Below are 18,499 nucleotides of genomic sequence, written 5' to 3' on the forward strand. Positions count from 1 at the left end.
TTTTCCTGGGCAAACATGACCTCAAAGCCACACATGCCAAGAGTTTCAGGCTTCTTAAGATTTGCTTCATAAATTAGCTCTTAGTCTGAAAGAGATGCTTCTGAAGCCCGCCTATGAGTCGCCTACCGGAAATCGCCAATCCCAAGCGCAAAGCCTATCCCAGTGATATGAGTGATGCAGAATGGAGCGTTTTGCAACCGCTGATACCTGCCGGTAAAGGCTTTGGTCGTCCCCGTGAAGTGGACTTTCGAGAAATCCTCAACGCAATCTTCTACGTGCAGCGTACTGGATGCCAGTGGGAAATGCTACCGCATGACCTTCCCCCGTATACAACGGTGTACTTCTACTTTCGCAAATGGCATCGTAAGGGGATTTGGCAGCAGATGCACGACCAACGCCGAGCAGACCTGCGGCAGAAAATGGGCAGAACCATAGACTCCAGTGTGGCAATTGCTGATTCCCAATCGGTCAAGACCACCGAAAAAAGGGGGGCATCTACGGTTTCGACGGTGGCAAAAAGGTTAAGGGGCGTAAGCGCCACCTCGTTGTAGACTCCCAAGGGCTTTTAATTGGGGTATTAGTCACCGAAGCGAATGCCTCAGAACGGCTTGGAGCCGTGGTCACGCTCGATGAAGCCAGCGATAAACTCTCCCGGCTTGAGGTGGTGTGGGTAGACCAGGGGTATAGCGGCAAGAAGTTTGCCCATGCAGTCCAACAGGTCTGTGGAGAACCTGTCCGCGTAGAAGTCATCAAACGAACCTCCAAGTCGTTTGAAATTCTGCCTAAGCGCTGGATTGTGGAGCGAACTTTTGGCTGGTTGAATCGCTATCGACGCTTGAGCAAAGACTACGAATTGTATTGCGAAATGAGTGAAGCCATGATCTACGGTGCCATGATTCAATTGATGCTCAAGCGCTTGGCAGCTTAGCTACTTTATAAATCAGCTCTGATGAGAAGATATCAAACTGACTTCACCTGTGAGCTTAGCAAAATAAAGCTCTACGTCTAAGTCAGGGTAGCGCTGCCGAATTTGCTCATAGGCTTGAGTCAGATATTGAGTATGAAGGTTTTGCTCAGATATCAGATCAGAGAATGGCTGTTTGTATACACTGGCGTAGGCTCCACAGTCTTGGTGGTCGATAATGACTACTTTGCTGATGTTATGCAATTGTCTAGACAACGCCAACTGATCCCAAAATGCTTCTGCCTCTGCGGGGTGGGGAAACCCAGTGAGAGCTAGGGATGCTCCGGCTAAGGTGACCCAATCATAGGCTTGATCTAAATGCTGACCGGACAAAAAGGATTGTTCCAAGTCCACAAAGCGAAAGTCGATACAGGTCAGCACCAATGCCTCGGCTTGATGTTCACTGGCCCGGGCGCTTTGGGGAAACATCAGATTTACACTAGAGACTAGTCCAGTAGTCAATACCCCCTTTAGAAAGTGTCGGCGAGTCACTCTAGCTGCTTGGTGACAACAGCAACAAGAATTATTGAACTCAGCCTGAAAAGGTTTAGCCATAGATTCGGTTGGAGCATTATGCCAGAGGTATGAGGGTAGGCTTGACCGCCTCCCCCTGAGCTTTTCAATTTAGACCGTGTAAATTTAGACCGTGATTTTCTCAGAATTTTTCTGACGGGAGGGCGACGGCAACTCACAAAATAACTGAGAGGTGAGGGATCTGACGGCAGCATCAGTACTGTCAAAACAGTTCTCCACACCAATGCGCTCAAGCAAGCCTGTGCGTTCGAGGAGTTGCTTGACCTCTGGCTGTAAGCCACTAAGCAATAGTTGACAGCCCCGTCGCTTCAGATCGTGGTATATGTCTTCAAGGGCGACTAACCCTGTAGTGTCCATATTAGGAACAAACCGCATCCGCAGAATCAGGTAGCGTACTTCAGGTTCATCACGGAGGAAGGTGACAAAGCGTTCGGCGGCACCAAAAAACATGGGGCCATCCACCCGATATACTGCGATTTGTTTGCCCAACTCTAGGGGAATGCCGGGGGGGAAGGCTTCTGTTTCAGGAATTTTGCCCATGCTCAATTCACTCATCCGCTTGATAAAGAGTGCTCCGGCAGCAATCAACCCGACTTCCACGGCTAGAACTAGGTCAAAGCAAATGGTCACTGCCCAGGTCAATACCATAACGGCGAAGTCGGCATAGGTTGCCCGCATTAGTAAGCCGATCGCCTCCCATTCCAGCATCCGCAAACTGGTAACCATCAAAATTCCAGCGAGGGCTGCTAGGGGAATTCGAGCCGCTAAGGGCGCTAGCAGTAGCACGATCAGCAGTAGCACCAGACTGTGAATGATGCCAGAGAGTCGGGTTTTGCCCCCAGAGCGAATGTTGACCGCAGTGCGGGCGATCGCGCCTGTCGCGGGGATGCCCCCAAAGAAGGGCACAACCATGTTGGCAATGCCTTGACCGATCAATTCGCGATCGCTATCGTGTTTTTCGCTGACAGTCATGCCATCCGCCACCACCGCTGATAGCAGCGATTCAATGCTCCCCAGAGCCGCTAGGGCTAAAGCTGGTTTGATCAATTCCTGAATTAGGCCAAAGTCTTGCCAGTGGGGAATACCGTGGGGCATCGGCAATGCCTGGGGAATCGAGCCAATAGTGGGGACATCGAGGTGTAATCCCGATACCAATAGCGCTGCCAACACTAACCCCACCAATGAGCCGGGAATAGGAGTTCGCAGTTTAGCCCACAGAAGCTTGGTGACAATCACCACAGTCGCGATCGCGATCGACGACCAGTGCCCCTCGGATAGATGATGCAAGGTTTCCCATAAACCAGGCAAAAAGTGTTCTCTGCGAGGCAATGTTAATCCCAGGAAATTATTCAACTGCCCACAAAAGATGATGATGGCGATGCCATTGGTGAACCCAGCTGTGACGGGGTAGGGAATAAACTTGACCAAACGTCCTAATTTAGCCACGCCTAAGGCAATCTGAATCAGCCCCGCCATGACTCCAGCCAGCCAAACCTTTTCGATGCCGTACTTAGCAACAATACCCAACAAAATCACAGCCATCGCCCCAGTGGGACCAGTAATTTGCACCGGGGAGCCGCCGAAGAGGGCAGCAACGCCACCGGCCACAATCGCCGTGTAGAGTCCGGCTTTGGGATCAACGCCACTGGCGATCGCGAAGGCAAGCGCCAAAGGCAGGGCCACCACCGCTGCCGTCAAGCCTCCCATCAAATCGCCCCGCCAGTGTACTAATAGGTTTCGCCAGCGGAAACGATTACTGTCTGTCGCAGTTACAGCCTGATCGATCATTAGATACGTAAAACTCCTTACTTAAATTTGAAATGCCCTAGTTGTCTGGAGGTGCATCACTCATGGGAGCGATCTGAAGCGAAATACCGCCAAAACGAGCAGAGCTACATCTTTTATGCCCTCAAGCAGCTTTCCAGCCTCATGGCTCAGGAAACATTGCCCCAGCAATTGTCCAGAGCGACCTAGCGCCACAATTGAAATCGACCTCCATTAGTTTTGCATCCTAGCATGTATCTATCTTCAAAGTCTTGCATATGCTAATGTTGCTGCATATACTCAAGTTATAGTCTCTGTCAGCTCTTAGTTGTGCAATGGCTACCTGCCCATAGGCACTGCTCGGGGAGCGGTGCAGGGTTTCTATGTCCGAATTTTTGGCAAGCTTCTCAATGAATTATTTTGTTCGCAAGTTTGAAAATCAGCTTTCTGCATCGACGACTCAAGGGTTGGATTGGTGTGTTATTCGTCAATTACCATCGATGCAAAGTCTAATAGTCAGTCGATTTTCATCACGCATAGAAGCTGAGCGCCATTGCAGTTTTATGCAGCGAATATATCCCAATTCCTTTTTTGAGGTCATGTTTGATGCACCTCTAGAGTAATTCCTTTTTAGCTCGATGAAATACAGGAAATAAACTAGATAACACAATGCTTGACGTTAAAATTTTCGATGTCGATCATGGTTTCAGCGCAGTCATTGACCCACATAATCATCACGCAATTGTTTGAGCGACATAACCCGTTAGCTGGCGCAGTTCAGGGTACCCCTTGCCAGGGTAAATGATAAGCTATCTAGCAAAACTTGAAGCTATAGAGATAAGCGTACAATGACATTCAAGCCCAGCTACTTCAAAGCCGACCTGTTCAAAGTCTTGTCAAACCCTGTGCGAATTCAAATTTTAGATGCGCTACGACTGGGAGAACAAAGCGTCGGCTATATCGCAGAATGGCTTGAAATTGAAGCTTCGGCTGTTTCTCAGCAGTTAGCTGTGCTGCGGAGTCGCAATTTAGTCACCAGCCGCAAGCAAGGGAACTATGTGTTCTACTCTGTACGTGATCCCGCTTTGTTTAAAGTTCTCGATGCGGCACTTGAAGTGTTCAACAATCACCTAGTGGATGTCCGCGATGCCCTTGAACAGTTGGAGTAAGAAGCATCGCCATCCCCACTGAAGCCATATAACGGCAAGGGTCAGCAGTTGCAGACTGGCTTTGTCGCTCTACGAGCAAGAACGGTCGATCCGCTGCAACAGCGTTGTCAGTGGGAGCATGCACTGGCCGGTTTGGCTGACCCTTACTCTGCTACTCCCAAGCTATCCCAAACCTAACTGCCCCTACCCACCGTACTCTGAGTGCGTTTCGTCGCCGCGAACAATCCCAGATAACGGTCTCAACCCACCTGCTGCGTGACGCTTTGCTGCTTGATGAATGACGTTGCAAACAAACTGAGCGATCGCCCTCATCTGGCAGCACCGACACCTTTGGGCGATCGCCCCCCGGATACCTTTTGGGACGTTGCACACTGATATCAAATCTCCAAAGATCTGCTACATATAAGAAGACGTTAGAGCGAGCCGCCATGAGTGGAGTCCTCAAAATCGATATCGCTGAAACAGCAGAAGAACTAAAAGCCGTCTTGGAACAACAGCAACGGTCATCACAGCGCCGTAAAGTACAGGTGTTGTGGTGGTTAAAAACCGGACAAGCGAAGAGCGTTGAGCAGTTAGCCCAACTGAGCGGTTGCCATCGCACGACCGTGTCTCGTTGGCTGAGCCAGTATCGACAGAGTGGACTCGAAGCGTTGGTGAAGGTGGCATCTCGCAGTGGACGACCGCGAGCGATTAGCGGTGAAGTCCTGGCATCTTTGGAGCGGGAACTGCAAGATCCAGAAGGCTTTAGCAGTTATGGAGCAGTGCAGCAGTGGCTCGCAGCGGTACATGGTCAACCCGTCCCCTACAAGACGGTGCATAAGACGGTGCGCTATCGGCTCAAAGCGAAGCTCAAAGTGCCCCGTCCGGTGTCAAAGAAGCAGACTCCTGGGGCGTGCGAGTCCGTTCAGCAAACCTTGCAGCCCAGATAAGCCAGTCGATTCCGCCAGCCTTGAGACAACGCTACGGGGGGCGAATCCGCTATTGGTGCAGCGATGAGAGCCGCGTCGGACTGCTGACGGTTCAACATCGCAAGTTGACGGGCTTTGGGGTGCAGCCGATTGGTTCAGTTCAATGGGACTTTGTGTATCGGTGGCTGTACGGTCTAGTGGAACCGCTGAGCGGTGCATCGTGGATAGTCGAGTTTTCTCATCTCGACAGTTCCTGTTTTGAGGCGTTTTTGCACAGCTTTGCGGCTCAGTTCCCCGATGATTTACATCTGATTCAGGTGGATAATGCCGCAGCCCATACGGCTCAGACCCTGACGATACCGGACAATGTCATCTTGGTGTTTCAGCCGCCTTATTGCCCTGAGGTCAATCCCATTGAGCGGGTCTGGCGGGAACTCAAGCGGGAGCTAGCTTGGGTTCACTTTGATGATGTTTGCCAACTCCAGCACGCCATCAGCCAGTGGGTTTGTCGCCTTTCGGCGGAGTCGCTGCGATCGCTGACTCAGTGGGATTGGATTGTCGATGCTCTATGTGTAGCGGGTATTTAGAGAATTGATATTATCAATGCAGCGATTGAGTGGGATTTACGAGCGCATTGAATTGCCCCGATTGACCCCTCACATCACCCGAGTTGAACGCTACGGTGGGACTTGTCAGTGTTGCCAAAAGGCGTATGAGGCTCCGGTTCCAGTCGGATTAGAGCCAGGGTCTCCCTTTGGTACGAGTGTTGCGAGTCTAGTCACCTATCTACGCTACAGCCATGCGATCAGCTACCAACGGTTGAGCCACTTGATGGGCGACCTTTACGGTCTAAAGCTGTCGGAAGGAGCCATTGCCAATCTCTTGCAACGGGTGCAGGGGCAGCTAGAAACTCCAATTGCCAAGATCGTGGAACGTTTACGCAGTGCTCGGCTAGTTGGTAGGGATGAAACCGGGGCGCGGGTGAATGGGAAAAACCAGTGGGAATGGGTGTTTCAAAACGACCAGGTGTGTCTGCATGGGATTCGTCCCACTCGTGGCAAAACGGTCATTGATACCGTGATGGCTGGGCATCAACCGCAGATTTGGGTGTCTGACTTATTCAGTGCTCAGGCAGCCCATCCGGCCCAAGACTGGCAAGTATGTCTAGCGCATCAACTGCGTGATTGTCAGTATGCGATTGATGCAGGGGATGATTTGTTTGCGCCCCGGATGAAACGGCTGTTGCTCAAAGCCATCGCCTTGCAACGGCGACGACAGATCCTTGCCACCTCGACCGTCGAACAGTATTGCGCTCGATTGCGTGGGTCACTCCGAGAGCTTCTCAACTTGCAGCCCAAATCAGTCGAGGGACAAAGGTTGCTCAAACGCTATCAGAAGATTCGCGCTCATCTGTTACTGTTTCTGACCGATGAGGCAATCCCGCCGACTAATAATGCTTTAGTTTGGACTAACTTTAGTTTGGACTAACTGGCATCACAATAATGCTCAACAGGATGCCATAAAGAATCTGCTCAACCGTTCATAACAGTTGAACTTAAGGAATTGGATACAATCCTGCTCGCAGTTAAGCTGCTGTTGCAACCGGACTGTTCAGGGATTGTTCGGATGTCTTGCGTTTCGAGGCTCGTTTTTTGACCATCGGATAGCAGGGACGAGGAGTTGGCTTGTGCCCCTTGCCTCGTCCTGGCGATTTACCACGAGGTTTAGGCGCAGGAGCAGGGGTGCCAATCGCTGCCAAAATGCCTGCAAACGCTTGTGCGACCCGACCCGGAGTCAACGTTTCTTGCGGTGCCTGCCAGGGCAAGGGGTGGTCAGTACAGTCCTTTCGCGCTAACCACAACTGCCAACTGAGCAACGGCATCAGGCTGCTCCACTGTTCGGTTGCCGATACAGAACTGAACTGGGGATGTGTCCAATATAGCCTCTGCTTGGCAAAGCGATACCAGTGTTCAATGGCAAAGCGACGGAGGTAGTGCAACCACAGGGTTTCTAACGGAGGCATCTGCTCACCCAGCCAAACTAACCACAAAGGAGCCAAGCGTCGCGTGCTGCTCTGTGTCTCCAGCACCTCCACGCGCAACACTTCCATTGCCCGTTTGGGGGATTTGCGGAAATGGTATGCACTCCAACGACTGACCCGCACTCGTCCCCAGTTGGGATCATCGACTTCAACGGTTTCGACCGGGACACTCCAAGTGTCAGGGTCATTGAGTTTCATCTTATGTCCATGCTTGGCAGGTGCGCCTCGCCCTCGATACGCTGGGGGCGCGCCATAGACACATCGATTGGATGTAACCCGCAGCAGCAAGTCTGCCTCAATCCCTGCCGTTTGGTTGACAAAACTGGCATTGCCGTACCCTCGGTCGTAGATCGCCAACGGACGCACCGCTAACTGCCGAGTCACTTGTTTGAGTTGGAATGCCGCTTTACTGGCGGGTGTTTCAAACGAGTCACTTGTTTGAGTTGGAATGCCGCTTTACTGGCGGGTGTTTCAAAGCTGGTGATGCGCTCATGCCGCAATGGTAATGCCCAACTGCCCCTGTCTTCAGCAATCCAGGCTAAGGTACTGTAGTTTTGTCCGGCTATCGGGGCATGTCCTGTTCTGCCTGATAAGGTGCGGTCTTTCAAACGCCTGGCAGCAGGACGGTTCCACCGACTCGCATCACCTGCCAACAACGGTTGCTGCTGAGTCGGTATCTGCTGCACCAACAGCTTCAGCACCTTTGATCGGGGTAGGCGGCTATCGCGCAACGCTTCATAGGTGCTCGACCACTGGCGACGAAAGACAGGACTCTGCGATAGCCTCACAAACGACACGATGCACGCACTCACTAACACGGCATCCATCAGATCAAACAGGGCATCTCTGGCGTTTCCCAAGCTGGCATACAACGTTTGGCGAAATTGCTGAAGTTCGTTGAAAATCATGGGGTCAATGTTGGTTGTACTTCATTGACCTTACGGCAGTCGGTGCTTCTCATTGACTGCCTTCCTCTTCACCATTAGTCCAAACTAAAGATAATGCGAGTGAACAGGCGTTGCGCTGGAGTGTAATCTTTCGCAAGGTGACCAACGGATTCCGCTCAGACTGGGGAGCAGAGTTATTCGCTCAGGTGCGTTCGCTGGTCAATACCTGACTGCCTGACACAAGTGGGCAAAAGGCTTGAGAGCTAATTTATGAAGCAAATCTTAAGAAGCCTGAAACTCTTGGCATGTGTGGCTTTGAGGTCATGTTTGCCCAGGAAAAGCGGTTTCTCGGAAATCCTTGATTAACAAGGCTTTCAGGCTCCTTTACAAATTAGCTCTGAAATCTCGTGAAGGTGGGTAGGAAAGGGTGAGCTGACATGAGACGCTGAAATTTGCATATCTCCAGAGTCCTGAACGATGTCATCTCAAAATCGGTCTCCGCTGGCTCAAGGGGGCGGTCAACCAAGGGCGGCCACTATCACCGATTGCCCTCTTTAGCGTTGACCCTGAACCCTGTTTTGCTTCTAAACAAGCTGAGGCCAAGCATTATGACCTTATCTGGTTCTCTAGAATCCAATCCATGCGCTGCTAGTATCCCCTTGGGAGGCTGCCTAAAGATGTGTCAGGCGGTCAGGGTGTACACAATAGCCTAGACAGCGCGACCCATGAAGCTGCTAAAAATAGCTGAAAGTCTTGCGGCATATCAAGTTAAATCAGCTAAACCAACAATTAACCCAACATTCTAAAATCGCCAATCTAAAATCGTCAGTCTAAACTTTAGAACTGACATTGCTTCCTCATTATGCCGGGTGGAGGGATCATTCCACCAGTTGCACACAAAAACGCGCTGCAAACTTTGGAATTGCTTAAGGCACATGGGCATCGCTTGTGTTCTGTACAACTGACGCAAATCAGGCATCTGGACTATTTCTAAAGGGATGGCGCTGCGCCGACGTAACGCTTAGGTTTTTGTTCGCGGCAGCGTTGTAGCGGGTTGAGTTGGGTTGGCGTTCCGTGAGCATTCAGATAGCCCGCACTGCACGGTTTTATTCACCTTTCGCCAGTATCCTCCTCATGTCAAAAAATTTTGGTTTTTGGATAGACCGTTTTGCTTCGGCTGGTCTGGCTGCGTCGGGTCTTTTGCTCGTGCTGCTGGGAATTATGCCTGCTAATGCAGCAGATTTGCAAACTGTGGCTTCAAAACCTGCAACGCTCATTCGCATTGACGGGGCCCGCGATCTGCTGTCGCTGAATCGGGCGCTCAAGCAGCAACTCGAAGCAGAATCGCCCGACCTCACGGTGGAAGTGCAGTCCAATGGAACGGATGCAGGGCTGGCAGCGCTGAAGCGAGGTGAGGTGGATTTGGTGGCAGTGGGGCGATCGCTCACGCCAGACGAACTCGCCCAAGGCTTCAAAACGCTATGGCTGGATCAGGCGCAAATTGCAGTCATCGTGAGCGAGGATAATCCTTTTAAGGGACATCTGACGGTGCAGCAGTTCGAGCAAATCCTGCGCGGTGATATCACCAACTGGACGCAGGTGGGCGGGCCCGATCGCCCGATTCGCCTGATCGATCGCCCACCCACTAGCGAAACGCGGGCGGCCTTGCAGCAGTATGGACTCGTGCCGCCGGATGCGTTGCCAGAGACCGTGAACCGGGTGCTGCTGAAAACCGACGACACGGCCGAGGTCATCGCCAAGCTTGGGAAAGATGGGATTGGCTATGCGATCGCCAGCCAGTTGACCCAGCAGACCAAAGCCCGCGTGGTGAAGCTGGCGGTTCCCCAAGAGGTCTTGCCGATGGATGCGCGGTATCCGCTGGAGCAGGTGGGGGCGATCGCCTATCGACCCGGTTCTCCCGCAGCAGCCGTGGCGCAAAACCTGACCACATCGCCTGATGGGCAAGCGCTGCTGAGCGAGGCAAAACGGGCGATCGCGCTGGAGGCGGGCAAACGCAAAACCGTGGCGATCGCGCCTGGCGAGGTGGTTCCCGGCGGGCGCGGCATTGGCTCTTTGCTGAAGTGGGTGCTGCTGCCGCTGCTGGTGCTGGGCGGGCTGCTGACGCTGGTGCAGGCGGTGCTGGCGCGGCAGGCTCGTCAGCGAAATCAAGCGTTGTCTGCGGCGGAGCAGGCCGTGTCTTTGGGGCGATCGCCAGACTCTACCCCAACTCGCCCAGCGGCGACGGCTGCCAAAACCAGAACCAATAGCGCCCAAGTTCGTATCCCAAACGACACCGCCTGGACTTCCGTATCGGACGCAGTGGTAATTGAGGGGTCAGATGTTGAACTAGAGCCTGAATCAACAGAGGAGCAGAGCGATGATACGGGCGTTCCACAGACTGATGATCAATCGGAAAGCATCGATTCTAAATTTGGCACCGTAGAGCTTCTAGGTTCAGAATCAAATCTCGAACCTGAGAGCGAACTATTCCTGGAATCAAATACTGATACGAAAGCGACAGACATTGACACGGTTGATGCCGAAGCAATTGATGCTGAAGCGATTGATGCCGAAGTGACTCATGAGATAGAGGATAAACCAGAGCCGGAATCTGAAGCCATTACCGAGACGAACGTGGAGCTTCCAGCAGAAAATACGCTGCCCGCAGAGGGCGATCGCCCTTTGCTGGTAGCTGAGCCGGAACGCATGGAGGAACGTGAAAATGAGTCTAATACGCCTGTAGATGAACCCACAGGAGAATTCACGGCAGAGGACGTTCAAACCGCTCTGGTGACTGGACTGGCCCTTTCACAAGCATTGACGGGCGAACCCAAACAGACACCATCGCTCATAGAAACGCTCCGGTCAGAAAAGCAAACATTGGAACTAGAAATCGAGACGCTGCGATCGCGCTTGCAGGATGCCGACACCCGACGATCTGAGCTAGAAGCAGCGTTGGAAACTGCACACGCAGAACAGTCCGACCGCACGGCTGACCTGGATGAACTGCGCCAAACGCTGGCAGGCGTTATTCAAGAAAAAGATAGCTACTGGCAGGCTTTGAGCGGCTTTTATGCGGCGTTTGTGGGCGAATCGCTGAACCCTGGAGAGCGAGTCGATTTCGCCCAGCTTCGTCCCCAGATTGAGCATCGTCAGGCAGATCTGGCGGCATTGCACGATCAGCTTGAAACAAGCCAGCGCGAACGAGAGGCGATCGCCGCCGATCTGGAAGCCGCAAGCGCAGAGCTGCGCCAGGTGAACGCCGAGCGGAATGAACTGACGAATCAGATTGTCTTGCTTCAGCGAGAGCTAGAAGCACAGCGAAATTCAGAAACGGCTGCTGAAGAAGAAACACAGAGTCTTCAAGCTTTGTTGCAGTCAGCGCAAGCAGAGAAGACGGATCTAGACGTGCAGCTAGATAATCTGCGATCGCAGTTTGAACGTATTCAAGCTGAAAGAAATGACGTAGAGGGAGAACTAATATCGCTGCGATCGCGGCTCACAGAACTGGAAGGCTTGGAGACAGAACTGCGAACGGAACTGGAAACCGCGCGATCGCAAACTGAAAACGCTGAAGCAGCCGTTTCTGAAACGGAAAACGCCTTGTTGGCATTGCGCTTAGAGCTTGACGCTGAGAAGGCAACCCGAAGCGAGTTGGACGCAGAAGTGACGCTGCTGCGGGCCAGCGTGGCGGAATCAACCCGTGTTCGGGCAGAAGAGGAAGCCGCGCGGGCAGAACTCTTGTCGGAAGCCAACGCGCTGACAGCCGAGCGGGATGCGCTTGGGGATGAGCTTGCGACCTTTCGCACTCGTGTAGAAGACCTTCAGAGAGAACTGGAGGCAGCACAAGATGCCCATGCAGCAGAGCTTGTGACCCTGAGGGCCCAGTTGGATGCGTTCGTTGAGGAACAAACGGCCGCCCAGCAAGCCACAGCCGCAGACCTGGAAGACCTGCAAGCCCGGTTAAACCATCTCATAGAGGAACGTGATGCGCTGGATTTAGAGCTGGCCACTGTCCGCTCTCAGCTTTCGGATGCCACTGCCGCAGGCGAAACAGGGGCGCAAGAATTAACGGAATTGCGAACTCAATTAGAGGCGATCGCCGCTGAGCGAGAAGCAGTTATCTTACAACTTGCGACGCTGCAAACTCGGTTTGACGAAACCGTGCAGGAGCGCGACGCATTGGCAGCAAACTTGGCTGATCTCAACACCCAGGTAGCAGACAAAACGGCTGCACAGGAAACGCTAGAATCCGAACTGGCGGCTCTGCGAACGCAGTTCGGCAACGTCACGGAAGAACGCGATGAATTCATAACTCAGCTTGATGAGTTGCAAGCCCATCTCGATAAGATTGCTGAACAGCGCTCTGCGTTTGAAGCTGAACTGACTGCACTACGTCCCCAGATGCAGAATCTAACCGCTGAACGGGATGCATTTGAGGCAGAAATTGTACAGCTCCAGGCACAGCTAGACGAAATGACCCAAGAGCGCGATCGCCGTGAAGCCGAGCTATCCACGCTGCACTCTCAGATAAACGACATCACCCTGGAAAAGGATACATTTGAGGCAGAGATCGCTACACTCCGCGCACGGCTGGATGAACTTGAGCAGGAACGCAATACCTTTGAAGCAGATTTAACCGCGCTACAGGTTCAGTTCGATGAGTTTGAAAGCGGACGAGAAGCGCTGGAATCAGAAGTGAACACGCTGCGGACTCAGCTAAAAGAGGTTCGGGATGAGGCACAAGGTGCAAAGGTTGCTCTAGAGTCAGAACTGGGAGTGCTGCGAGAACAACTGGCTCAAGTAACGCAGGAACGAAATGAGTTTGAGGCTGAGCTAGCTTCTGCACAGACACATCAGGAGGAGATTGTTCAAGAACACGATCAGGAACGTCTTGCGCTGCAAGAACGGATTGCCACCTTACAAGAGCATCTCGCGACGGCGAACAGCGATCGCACGACAATTGAAACAGAACTGGTCGCTCTTCGCACACAACTAGAGGATACCGAAGCAGAATGGCGATCGCGCGTCCAGACGCTTGAGGCCGAGTCCGAAACGCTTCGACAGGCGCAGGCAGAAACCCAGGCTCAGCGAGAAGCGCTTCAGGCAGAACGGGATACCCTCACGGCACAGCTTGCTGAGGTGCGCTTGCAGCTAGAGGCTTTGCCGCTGGCGCTGACGGCGGAGACTGGTGCGACAGGGGCTAGGACGACAGGGGCTAGGGTGACAGGGGCGATCGCCCTCTCAGACGCAGACACATCCAGCATCGCCACTGAATCGCCAGATCGCGAAGTTGTTCAGGCAACCGGACAGATTGCCGATATTCGGCGCGACCCGTTGCGCGATATCAACGGCATCGGCCCAATTTATGAACAAAAGCTGTTCAATGCAGGCATCTACACCTTTGCGGATTTGGCAGCGCTCACGCCAGCGCAGGTGCAAGAGATCATTCGTCCGGCCGCGTGGCAGCAGATTTTTCCCGCCCTGTGGATCGAGGAAGCGGCGCGGTTTGCTCAGGGCGTAGACATTCCCGCAGACACCGATCATGACCCGCTGCGCGACATCAATGGCATCGGCCCGGTGTATGAACAGAAGCTATTCGATGGTGGCATTTTCACCTTTGGGGATTTGGCCACTGCAACACCAGAGCAGTTGCAAACCCTGATTCAGCCGGAAAGCTGGCAGCGGTTTGATCCGGAGGCGTGGATTGCCGAAGCGCAGATGATTAGTGGGCGATCGCCCGCCTCCATCCCGGCAGAGGTACCCCGCGACCCGCTGTATGAAATTAATGGCATCGGCCCGGTTTACGAGCAGAAGCTGTTTGCGGCTGGAATTACCACCTTTGCAGCATTGGCGGAAGCCTCTGAGGCACAGATTCTAGACATCATTCAGCCCGCATCCTGGCAGCGCATTTTCCCCAATTTGTGGATTGAGGAAGCACGAGAGCGATCGCGCCAGCCAGACCAGTCCCAGCCAGACCAGACAGCTTCTAGCAAATCCGCTGAAACCCCTGCTGTTGAAACTACTCCCCAGGCAGAGCCGCCAGCCGCTAGCCCGTCTGCGAAGTCCTCTAGCAGCCCTACATCCAAGTTCACGTCATCCCGGAAAAAGCCGCCCAGCAAGCGGGGCAAACGCCGTTAAAGCGCCGTTATAAAGCATGGGCGATCGCCCTCACAGTCTGACAGACAATAGTCGCTCATAACATGCAATCACAACACGCAAGAGTTTGGGCGCATCAATGGGTTGCGGGTTGCAAATTGAGATTGCAACAAATTGAGATTGCAAATTGAACCTCTTGCGTGAATCGTTTGGCGGCGATGCCACCCAACGATTCACGCTCTTAGAAAAGCATTCATGCAAGCGATCTATTGAGGATTGCAAATTGAAGATTAGGAGATTGAAGCGTGAATGCAAAAACGCACGATTTTTCACAGGGAAGAATCGTGCGTTGGGTGATGAGTTTAAGTGGTGAAGTGGAATTGTGAAGTGAACCAGCGGTGAATGAATTCTAGAAGCTAGTTGGAATCTAGGAAAACTGCGTCAGGATATAAAGCAGCGCAAACAGGATGATCCAGATAATATCCACAAAGTGCCAGTAAATTTCCGCCATTTCAACGCCTGTGTGCTTGTGGTCGGAATAGTGACCCGCGCGGCGCGATCGCCACAACACGCCTAAAATTAGCACCAGCCCAATGAAGACGTGCAGCCCGTGAAAGCCCGTCATCAGGTAAAAGCAATTGGCAAAGATATTCGTCTTGAGGCCATAGCCCAGCGTTGCATACTCATAGGCCTGTCCTGCAAGGAAGACTGCGCCCATCAGCGCTGTGACAATGTACCACTTCCGCAGACCGTTCACGTCGTTTTTCTTGATAGCGACATCGCCCAGGTGAATCACAAAGCTGCTCGACACCAGAATGATGGTGTTGATCGTTGGCAGCAGCAGTTCCACCTCGGTTCCCTCCGGCGGCCAGTGGCTTGCGGCCCCGCGTACCATCAAGTAAGCGGCAAAAAATCCGCCAAACATCAGCGATTCGGAAATTAGGAACGTCAGCAGCCCCCAAACTCGCAAATCGGGATGCGCGTGGTCATGGGCCTGAGCCTCGGCAGTAATTTCGGGGGCGATCGCCGCTCCGGTGGGTGCAGTTGCGTCAGTCATGGTTGGGTGTTTGTCGAGAGTTCAGGTCAGTTGGGAGGGAAGAGGGAAGAGGGAAGAACGAAGAGGTCTTGTTTTGCGCTTTTCATTTTTAGTTTCTCGTTTTTCGTTTTTCATTCTTCCCTCTTCCCCATCACTCTACCGCTAGGGCTTCCTCAGTCATGCCGTATTCATAGGGGCCGTGCGTCACTACGGGCAGCACTTCCCAGTTTTCGATGATGGGCGGCGAGGCGGTGGTCCACTCCAGGGTCAGCGCATTCCAGGGGTTGTCGCTGGCTTTGGGGCCGCGCGTCCAGCTCCACACCGCGTTGATGATAAAGGGTATCAGCGATGCTGCCAGCATAAACGCGCCAAACGTGCAGAGCTGGTTCAGCGCGGTGAACTGCGGGTCATACATAGCGACGCGGCGCGGCATTCCGTGCGTTCCCAGCGAGTGCATCGGCAAAAAGGTCAGGTTTGCCCCGATGAAGGTCATCAGGAAATGCACCTGCCCCAAGCGCTCGTTCATCATGCGGCCCGTCATTTTGGGGAACCAGTGATAGATTGCGGCGTAGAGTCCAAACACCGATCCACCAAACAGCACATAGTGGAAATGCGCCACGATGTAATACGTATCGTGGACGTGGATATCGAACGGTGCTGCACCCAGGGTGATGCCGCTAAGTCCGCCCAGCACAAACATGCCCAACAGCCCGACCGCAAACAGCATTGCCGTTGTGAAGCGGATCTTGCCGCCCCACAGCGTTGCCACCCAGCTAAAGATCTTGACCCCTGTGGGGACGGCCACAATCAGCGTAGAAATGGTGAAAAACAGGCGCATCCAGGGCGGCGTGCCGCTAGTGAACATGTGGTGTACCCAGACAAACAGGCCAACCAAGCAGATGGCAAGGCTGGAATAGGCGATCGCCTTGTAGCCAAAAATCGGCTTGCGGGCGTAGACCGGGATAATCTCCGACATGATGCCGAAAATTGGCAAAATCATCAAGTAAACCGCTGGATGCGAGTAGAACCAGAAGAGGTGCTGGTAAATGATGATGTTACCGCCTGCATCTGGCTTGAAAAACGACGTACCGAAGTTGATATCAAACAGTAGCAGGATTAGCCCCGCCGCCAGCACGGGTGTAGACACCAGCGCCAGCGCCGAAGTCGCCAAAATCGCCCAGCAAAACAGGGGCAGCTTGTCCCACGTCAGGCTGGGAACCCGCATCATGATGATGGTAACGATGAAGTTCACTGCGCCCATGATGGAGGACGTACCCACCAGCACGATTGCCATAATCCACATCGACTGGGCCACTGGAGCGGTGATTTCGCTGAGCGGCGGATAGGAAGTCCACCCCGCCTGTGCCCCACCAAAAAAGAAGCTGCCCAGCAGGAGCAAGCCAGCGGGCGGGTTGAGCCAGAAGGCGATCGCATTCAGGTTGGGAAATGCCATGTCCCGTGCGCCGATCATCAGCGGGACAAGATAGTTTCCGAAGCCCCCGATCGCCGCAGGCACAATCCACAGAAAGATCATAATCGTGCCGTGGTTGGTCAGCAGCGCGTTATAGAGGCTGGGATCGACGAAATCGGGATCGGGCGTGGCTAGCTCCATCCGCATACCCACAGCCATCAGACCGCCGATGAGATAGAACACAAACGCCGTCACTAGGTATTGAATGCCAATCACCTTGTGATCGATGTTGTAACCAAAGTAGTGATACCATTTCCAGGCTTTGTGAACCTGGGCGTGGTCGTGGTCTGCAACGAGCGCTGCGTCGTCGAGTGGAACTTGTGCTTGAGTCATACGCAGAGGGAATATACCAGTTTTTTTATGAAGACTTGGCGCGAAGAAGGAGTTCAGAATTAGAACAGCCGAATGAATGCTCTTGAACCGCGAAGCGGCGCGATCGCCCGCTAAGAGCGCGATCGCACTTGTGCAAGTACCTGTGAAAGCACTTGATCGCTCACGCCCATTTCCTGCGCGTAGGGCGAGAGATAGTCTCTATCCGAAAGTTCCGCCGGATTTACCGCCACGGTTTGCGATGGGTTTTGCTGCTGCGCCACGGCGTTTTGCTGGAGCCATTCGTCAAACTCTTCTGGCGTGTGAACAACCACCTGGGTTCTCATGCCGCCGTGGTAGCTGCCGCAGAGTTCCGCACAAACGACGGGATACGTGCCCACCTTGGTCGCAACGAATCGCAAGCCAGAGGATTGGCCCGGCAGCGCGTCTTGCTTCAGGCGAAACTGGGGCACCCAGAAGGAGTGGATCACGTCCTGAGCAGAGATGTTGAGCTGAATGTCTTTGCCAACGGGAATATGCAGTTCGCCCGTCATGATGCCGCTATTGGGATAGTTAAACAGCCAGGCATACTGCATTCCGGTAACGTTCACCACTAGGTCGGGCGTATGCCCTTCTTCAGCAGCGTTTGCGCCAAAACCATAGCGGGGAACTGGCGTGGCGGGCGGTTCTGTGCCTTCGGGCAGATCCGCTAGCAGATCGGCCGTGGCATCGGTGGCGATCGCCCCATCATCCGGAGCCTGCGCCATCATCGCGACAGAACCCTGCGGCACGGCGTGCATTTCGTGAGACGGCATCGCGTGCGACACTGCGCCGCCGATCATGCTATGCCCGACGTGGATACTGCCGGGGTCAAAGCCGCCCATTTCTTGAAACACCTGGACGCTGTAGACCCCTAGCCCGATGATCAGGATCGCCGGAATCGCCGTCCAGAAGGCTTCTAGCGGCAGGTTGCCCTCGATGGGAATGCCGTCGTCCTCGTCCCCCGGCGCACGGCGATAGCGAAAGCAAAACAGCAGAATTGCCCCAATCACCACCAAAAACAACGCGGTGGCGATCATCACCATCACATTAAAAAGCTGATCTACCAAAACCGCCGCTTCCGACGCTTGCTCTGGCAATAGACCGTGGTGCTGACCCACCCACAGGCTGACCAGGGTGATCAGAATGCCAGCGGTGAGCGTGAGAAGGGATGCTGGAATCTGTTTCATGAATCCTCAAAGTATGAGTCGCAGATGGGTTGGGTGAGGCTGGAGATGTAACGTTTTGTAGCGATCGCCCCCGCTAATCCCCGAACTC

At 53.5% G+C, this 18,499-nt stretch carries 11 protein-coding genes and 1 pseudogene; 6 read left to right on the forward strand and 6 right to left on the reverse strand.

The window, feature by feature from the left end:
- Window positions 1-113: 113 nt before the first annotated feature.
- A protein-coding gene (locus tag HPC62_RS06180) for an IS5 family transposase (protein WP_172354229.1) occupies window positions 114-928 on the forward strand; the annotation gives its coding sequence in 2 pieces (ribosomal slippage) (window positions 114-492 and window positions 492-928; 816 coding nt in all).
- 12 nt (window positions 929-940) lie between these two features.
- Here the strand turns inward: HPC62_RS06180 and HPC62_RS06185 are convergent.
- Together HPC62_RS06185 and HPC62_RS06190 are read right to left on the reverse strand one after the other, a co-directional pair.
- Window positions 941-1,393, reverse strand: coding sequence for a carbonic anhydrase (locus HPC62_RS06185; RefSeq protein WP_228721714.1), 453 nt, complete (start codon window positions 1,391-1,393; stop codon window positions 941-943).
- A 210-nt stretch (window positions 1,394-1,603) separates the two neighbouring features.
- Entirely contained in the window at window positions 1,604-3,205 is a 1,602-nt protein-coding gene (locus HPC62_RS06190; protein ID WP_225910611.1) for a SulP family inorganic anion transporter, read from the reverse strand.
- Window positions 3,206-4,110: 905 nt separating this feature from the next.
- On the opposite strand from HPC62_RS06190, the gene HPC62_RS06195 reads away from it, so the two are divergent.
- The 4 genes from HPC62_RS06195 to tnpC all read left to right on the forward strand — a co-directional run bounded on the left by HPC62_RS06195 (window position 4,111) and on the right by tnpC (window position 6,827).
- On the forward strand, window positions 4,111-4,431 hold the full coding sequence (locus tag HPC62_RS06195) for an ArsR/SmtB family transcription factor (RefSeq protein ID WP_009555830.1): 321 nt from the start codon (window positions 4,111-4,113) through the stop codon (window positions 4,429-4,431).
- 428 nt (window positions 4,432-4,859) lie between these two features.
- On the forward strand, window positions 4,860-5,360 hold the full coding sequence (locus tag HPC62_RS06200) for a helix-turn-helix domain-containing protein (RefSeq protein WP_172354232.1): 501 nt from the start codon (window positions 4,860-4,862) through the stop codon (window positions 5,358-5,360).
- Between the two features lie 20 nt (window positions 5,361-5,380).
- Window positions 5,381-5,926: an IS630 family transposase gene (locus HPC62_RS06205; RefSeq protein ID WP_172354233.1), complete on the forward strand. Its 546-nt coding sequence runs from the start codon at window positions 5,381-5,383 to the stop codon at window positions 5,924-5,926.
- A 16-nt stretch (window positions 5,927-5,942) separates the two neighbouring features.
- Complete coding sequence (gene tnpC / locus HPC62_RS06210) at window positions 5,943-6,827, forward strand: IS66 family transposase (RefSeq protein WP_172354234.1); 885 nt, start codon at window positions 5,943-5,945, stop codon at window positions 6,825-6,827.
- A gap of 97 nt (window positions 6,828-6,924) precedes the next feature.
- Here the strand turns inward: tnpC and HPC62_RS24130 are convergent.
- A pseudogene (locus HPC62_RS24130) lies at window positions 6,925-8,288 on the reverse strand (transposase).
- Window positions 8,289-9,473: 1,185 nt separating this feature from the next.
- On the opposite strand from HPC62_RS24130, the gene HPC62_RS06220 reads away from it, so the two are divergent.
- Window positions 9,474-14,408 carry a substrate-binding domain-containing protein gene (locus tag HPC62_RS06220; RefSeq protein ID WP_172354235.1) on the forward strand — a complete coding sequence of 1,645 codons (4,935 nt, stop codon included), beginning with the start codon at window positions 9,474-9,476 and terminating at the stop codon, window positions 14,406-14,408.
- Window positions 14,409-14,793: 385 nt separating this feature from the next.
- On the opposite strand, the gene HPC62_RS06225 is transcribed toward HPC62_RS06220, so the two are convergent.
- The 3 genes from HPC62_RS06225 to HPC62_RS06235 all read right to left on the reverse strand — a co-directional run bounded on the left by HPC62_RS06225 (window position 14,794) and on the right by HPC62_RS06235 (window position 18,411).
- Window positions 14,794-15,423 (reverse strand): cytochrome c oxidase subunit 3, encoded by a 630-nt coding sequence (locus HPC62_RS06225; protein WP_172354236.1) that lies wholly within the window; start codon window positions 15,421-15,423, stop codon window positions 14,794-14,796.
- A gap of 130 nt (window positions 15,424-15,553) precedes the next feature.
- Window positions 15,554-17,206: a cytochrome c oxidase subunit I gene (gene ctaD / locus HPC62_RS06230; protein WP_172354237.1), complete on the reverse strand. Its 1,653-nt coding sequence runs from the start codon at window positions 17,204-17,206 to the stop codon at window positions 15,554-15,556.
- Between the two features lie 110 nt (window positions 17,207-17,316).
- The gene (locus HPC62_RS06235; protein ID WP_172354238.1) at window positions 17,317-18,411 is read right to left on the reverse strand and encodes a cytochrome c oxidase subunit II; all 1,095 of its coding nucleotides are present in this window, start codon (window positions 18,409-18,411) and stop codon (window positions 17,317-17,319) included.
- Between the last annotated feature and the right edge of the window lie 88 nt (window positions 18,412-18,499).

Source organism: Thermoleptolyngbya sichuanensis A183, from assembly GCF_013177315.1.
GTDB lineage: Bacteria > Cyanobacteriota > Cyanobacteriia > Elainellales > Elainellaceae > Thermoleptolyngbya > Thermoleptolyngbya sichuanensis.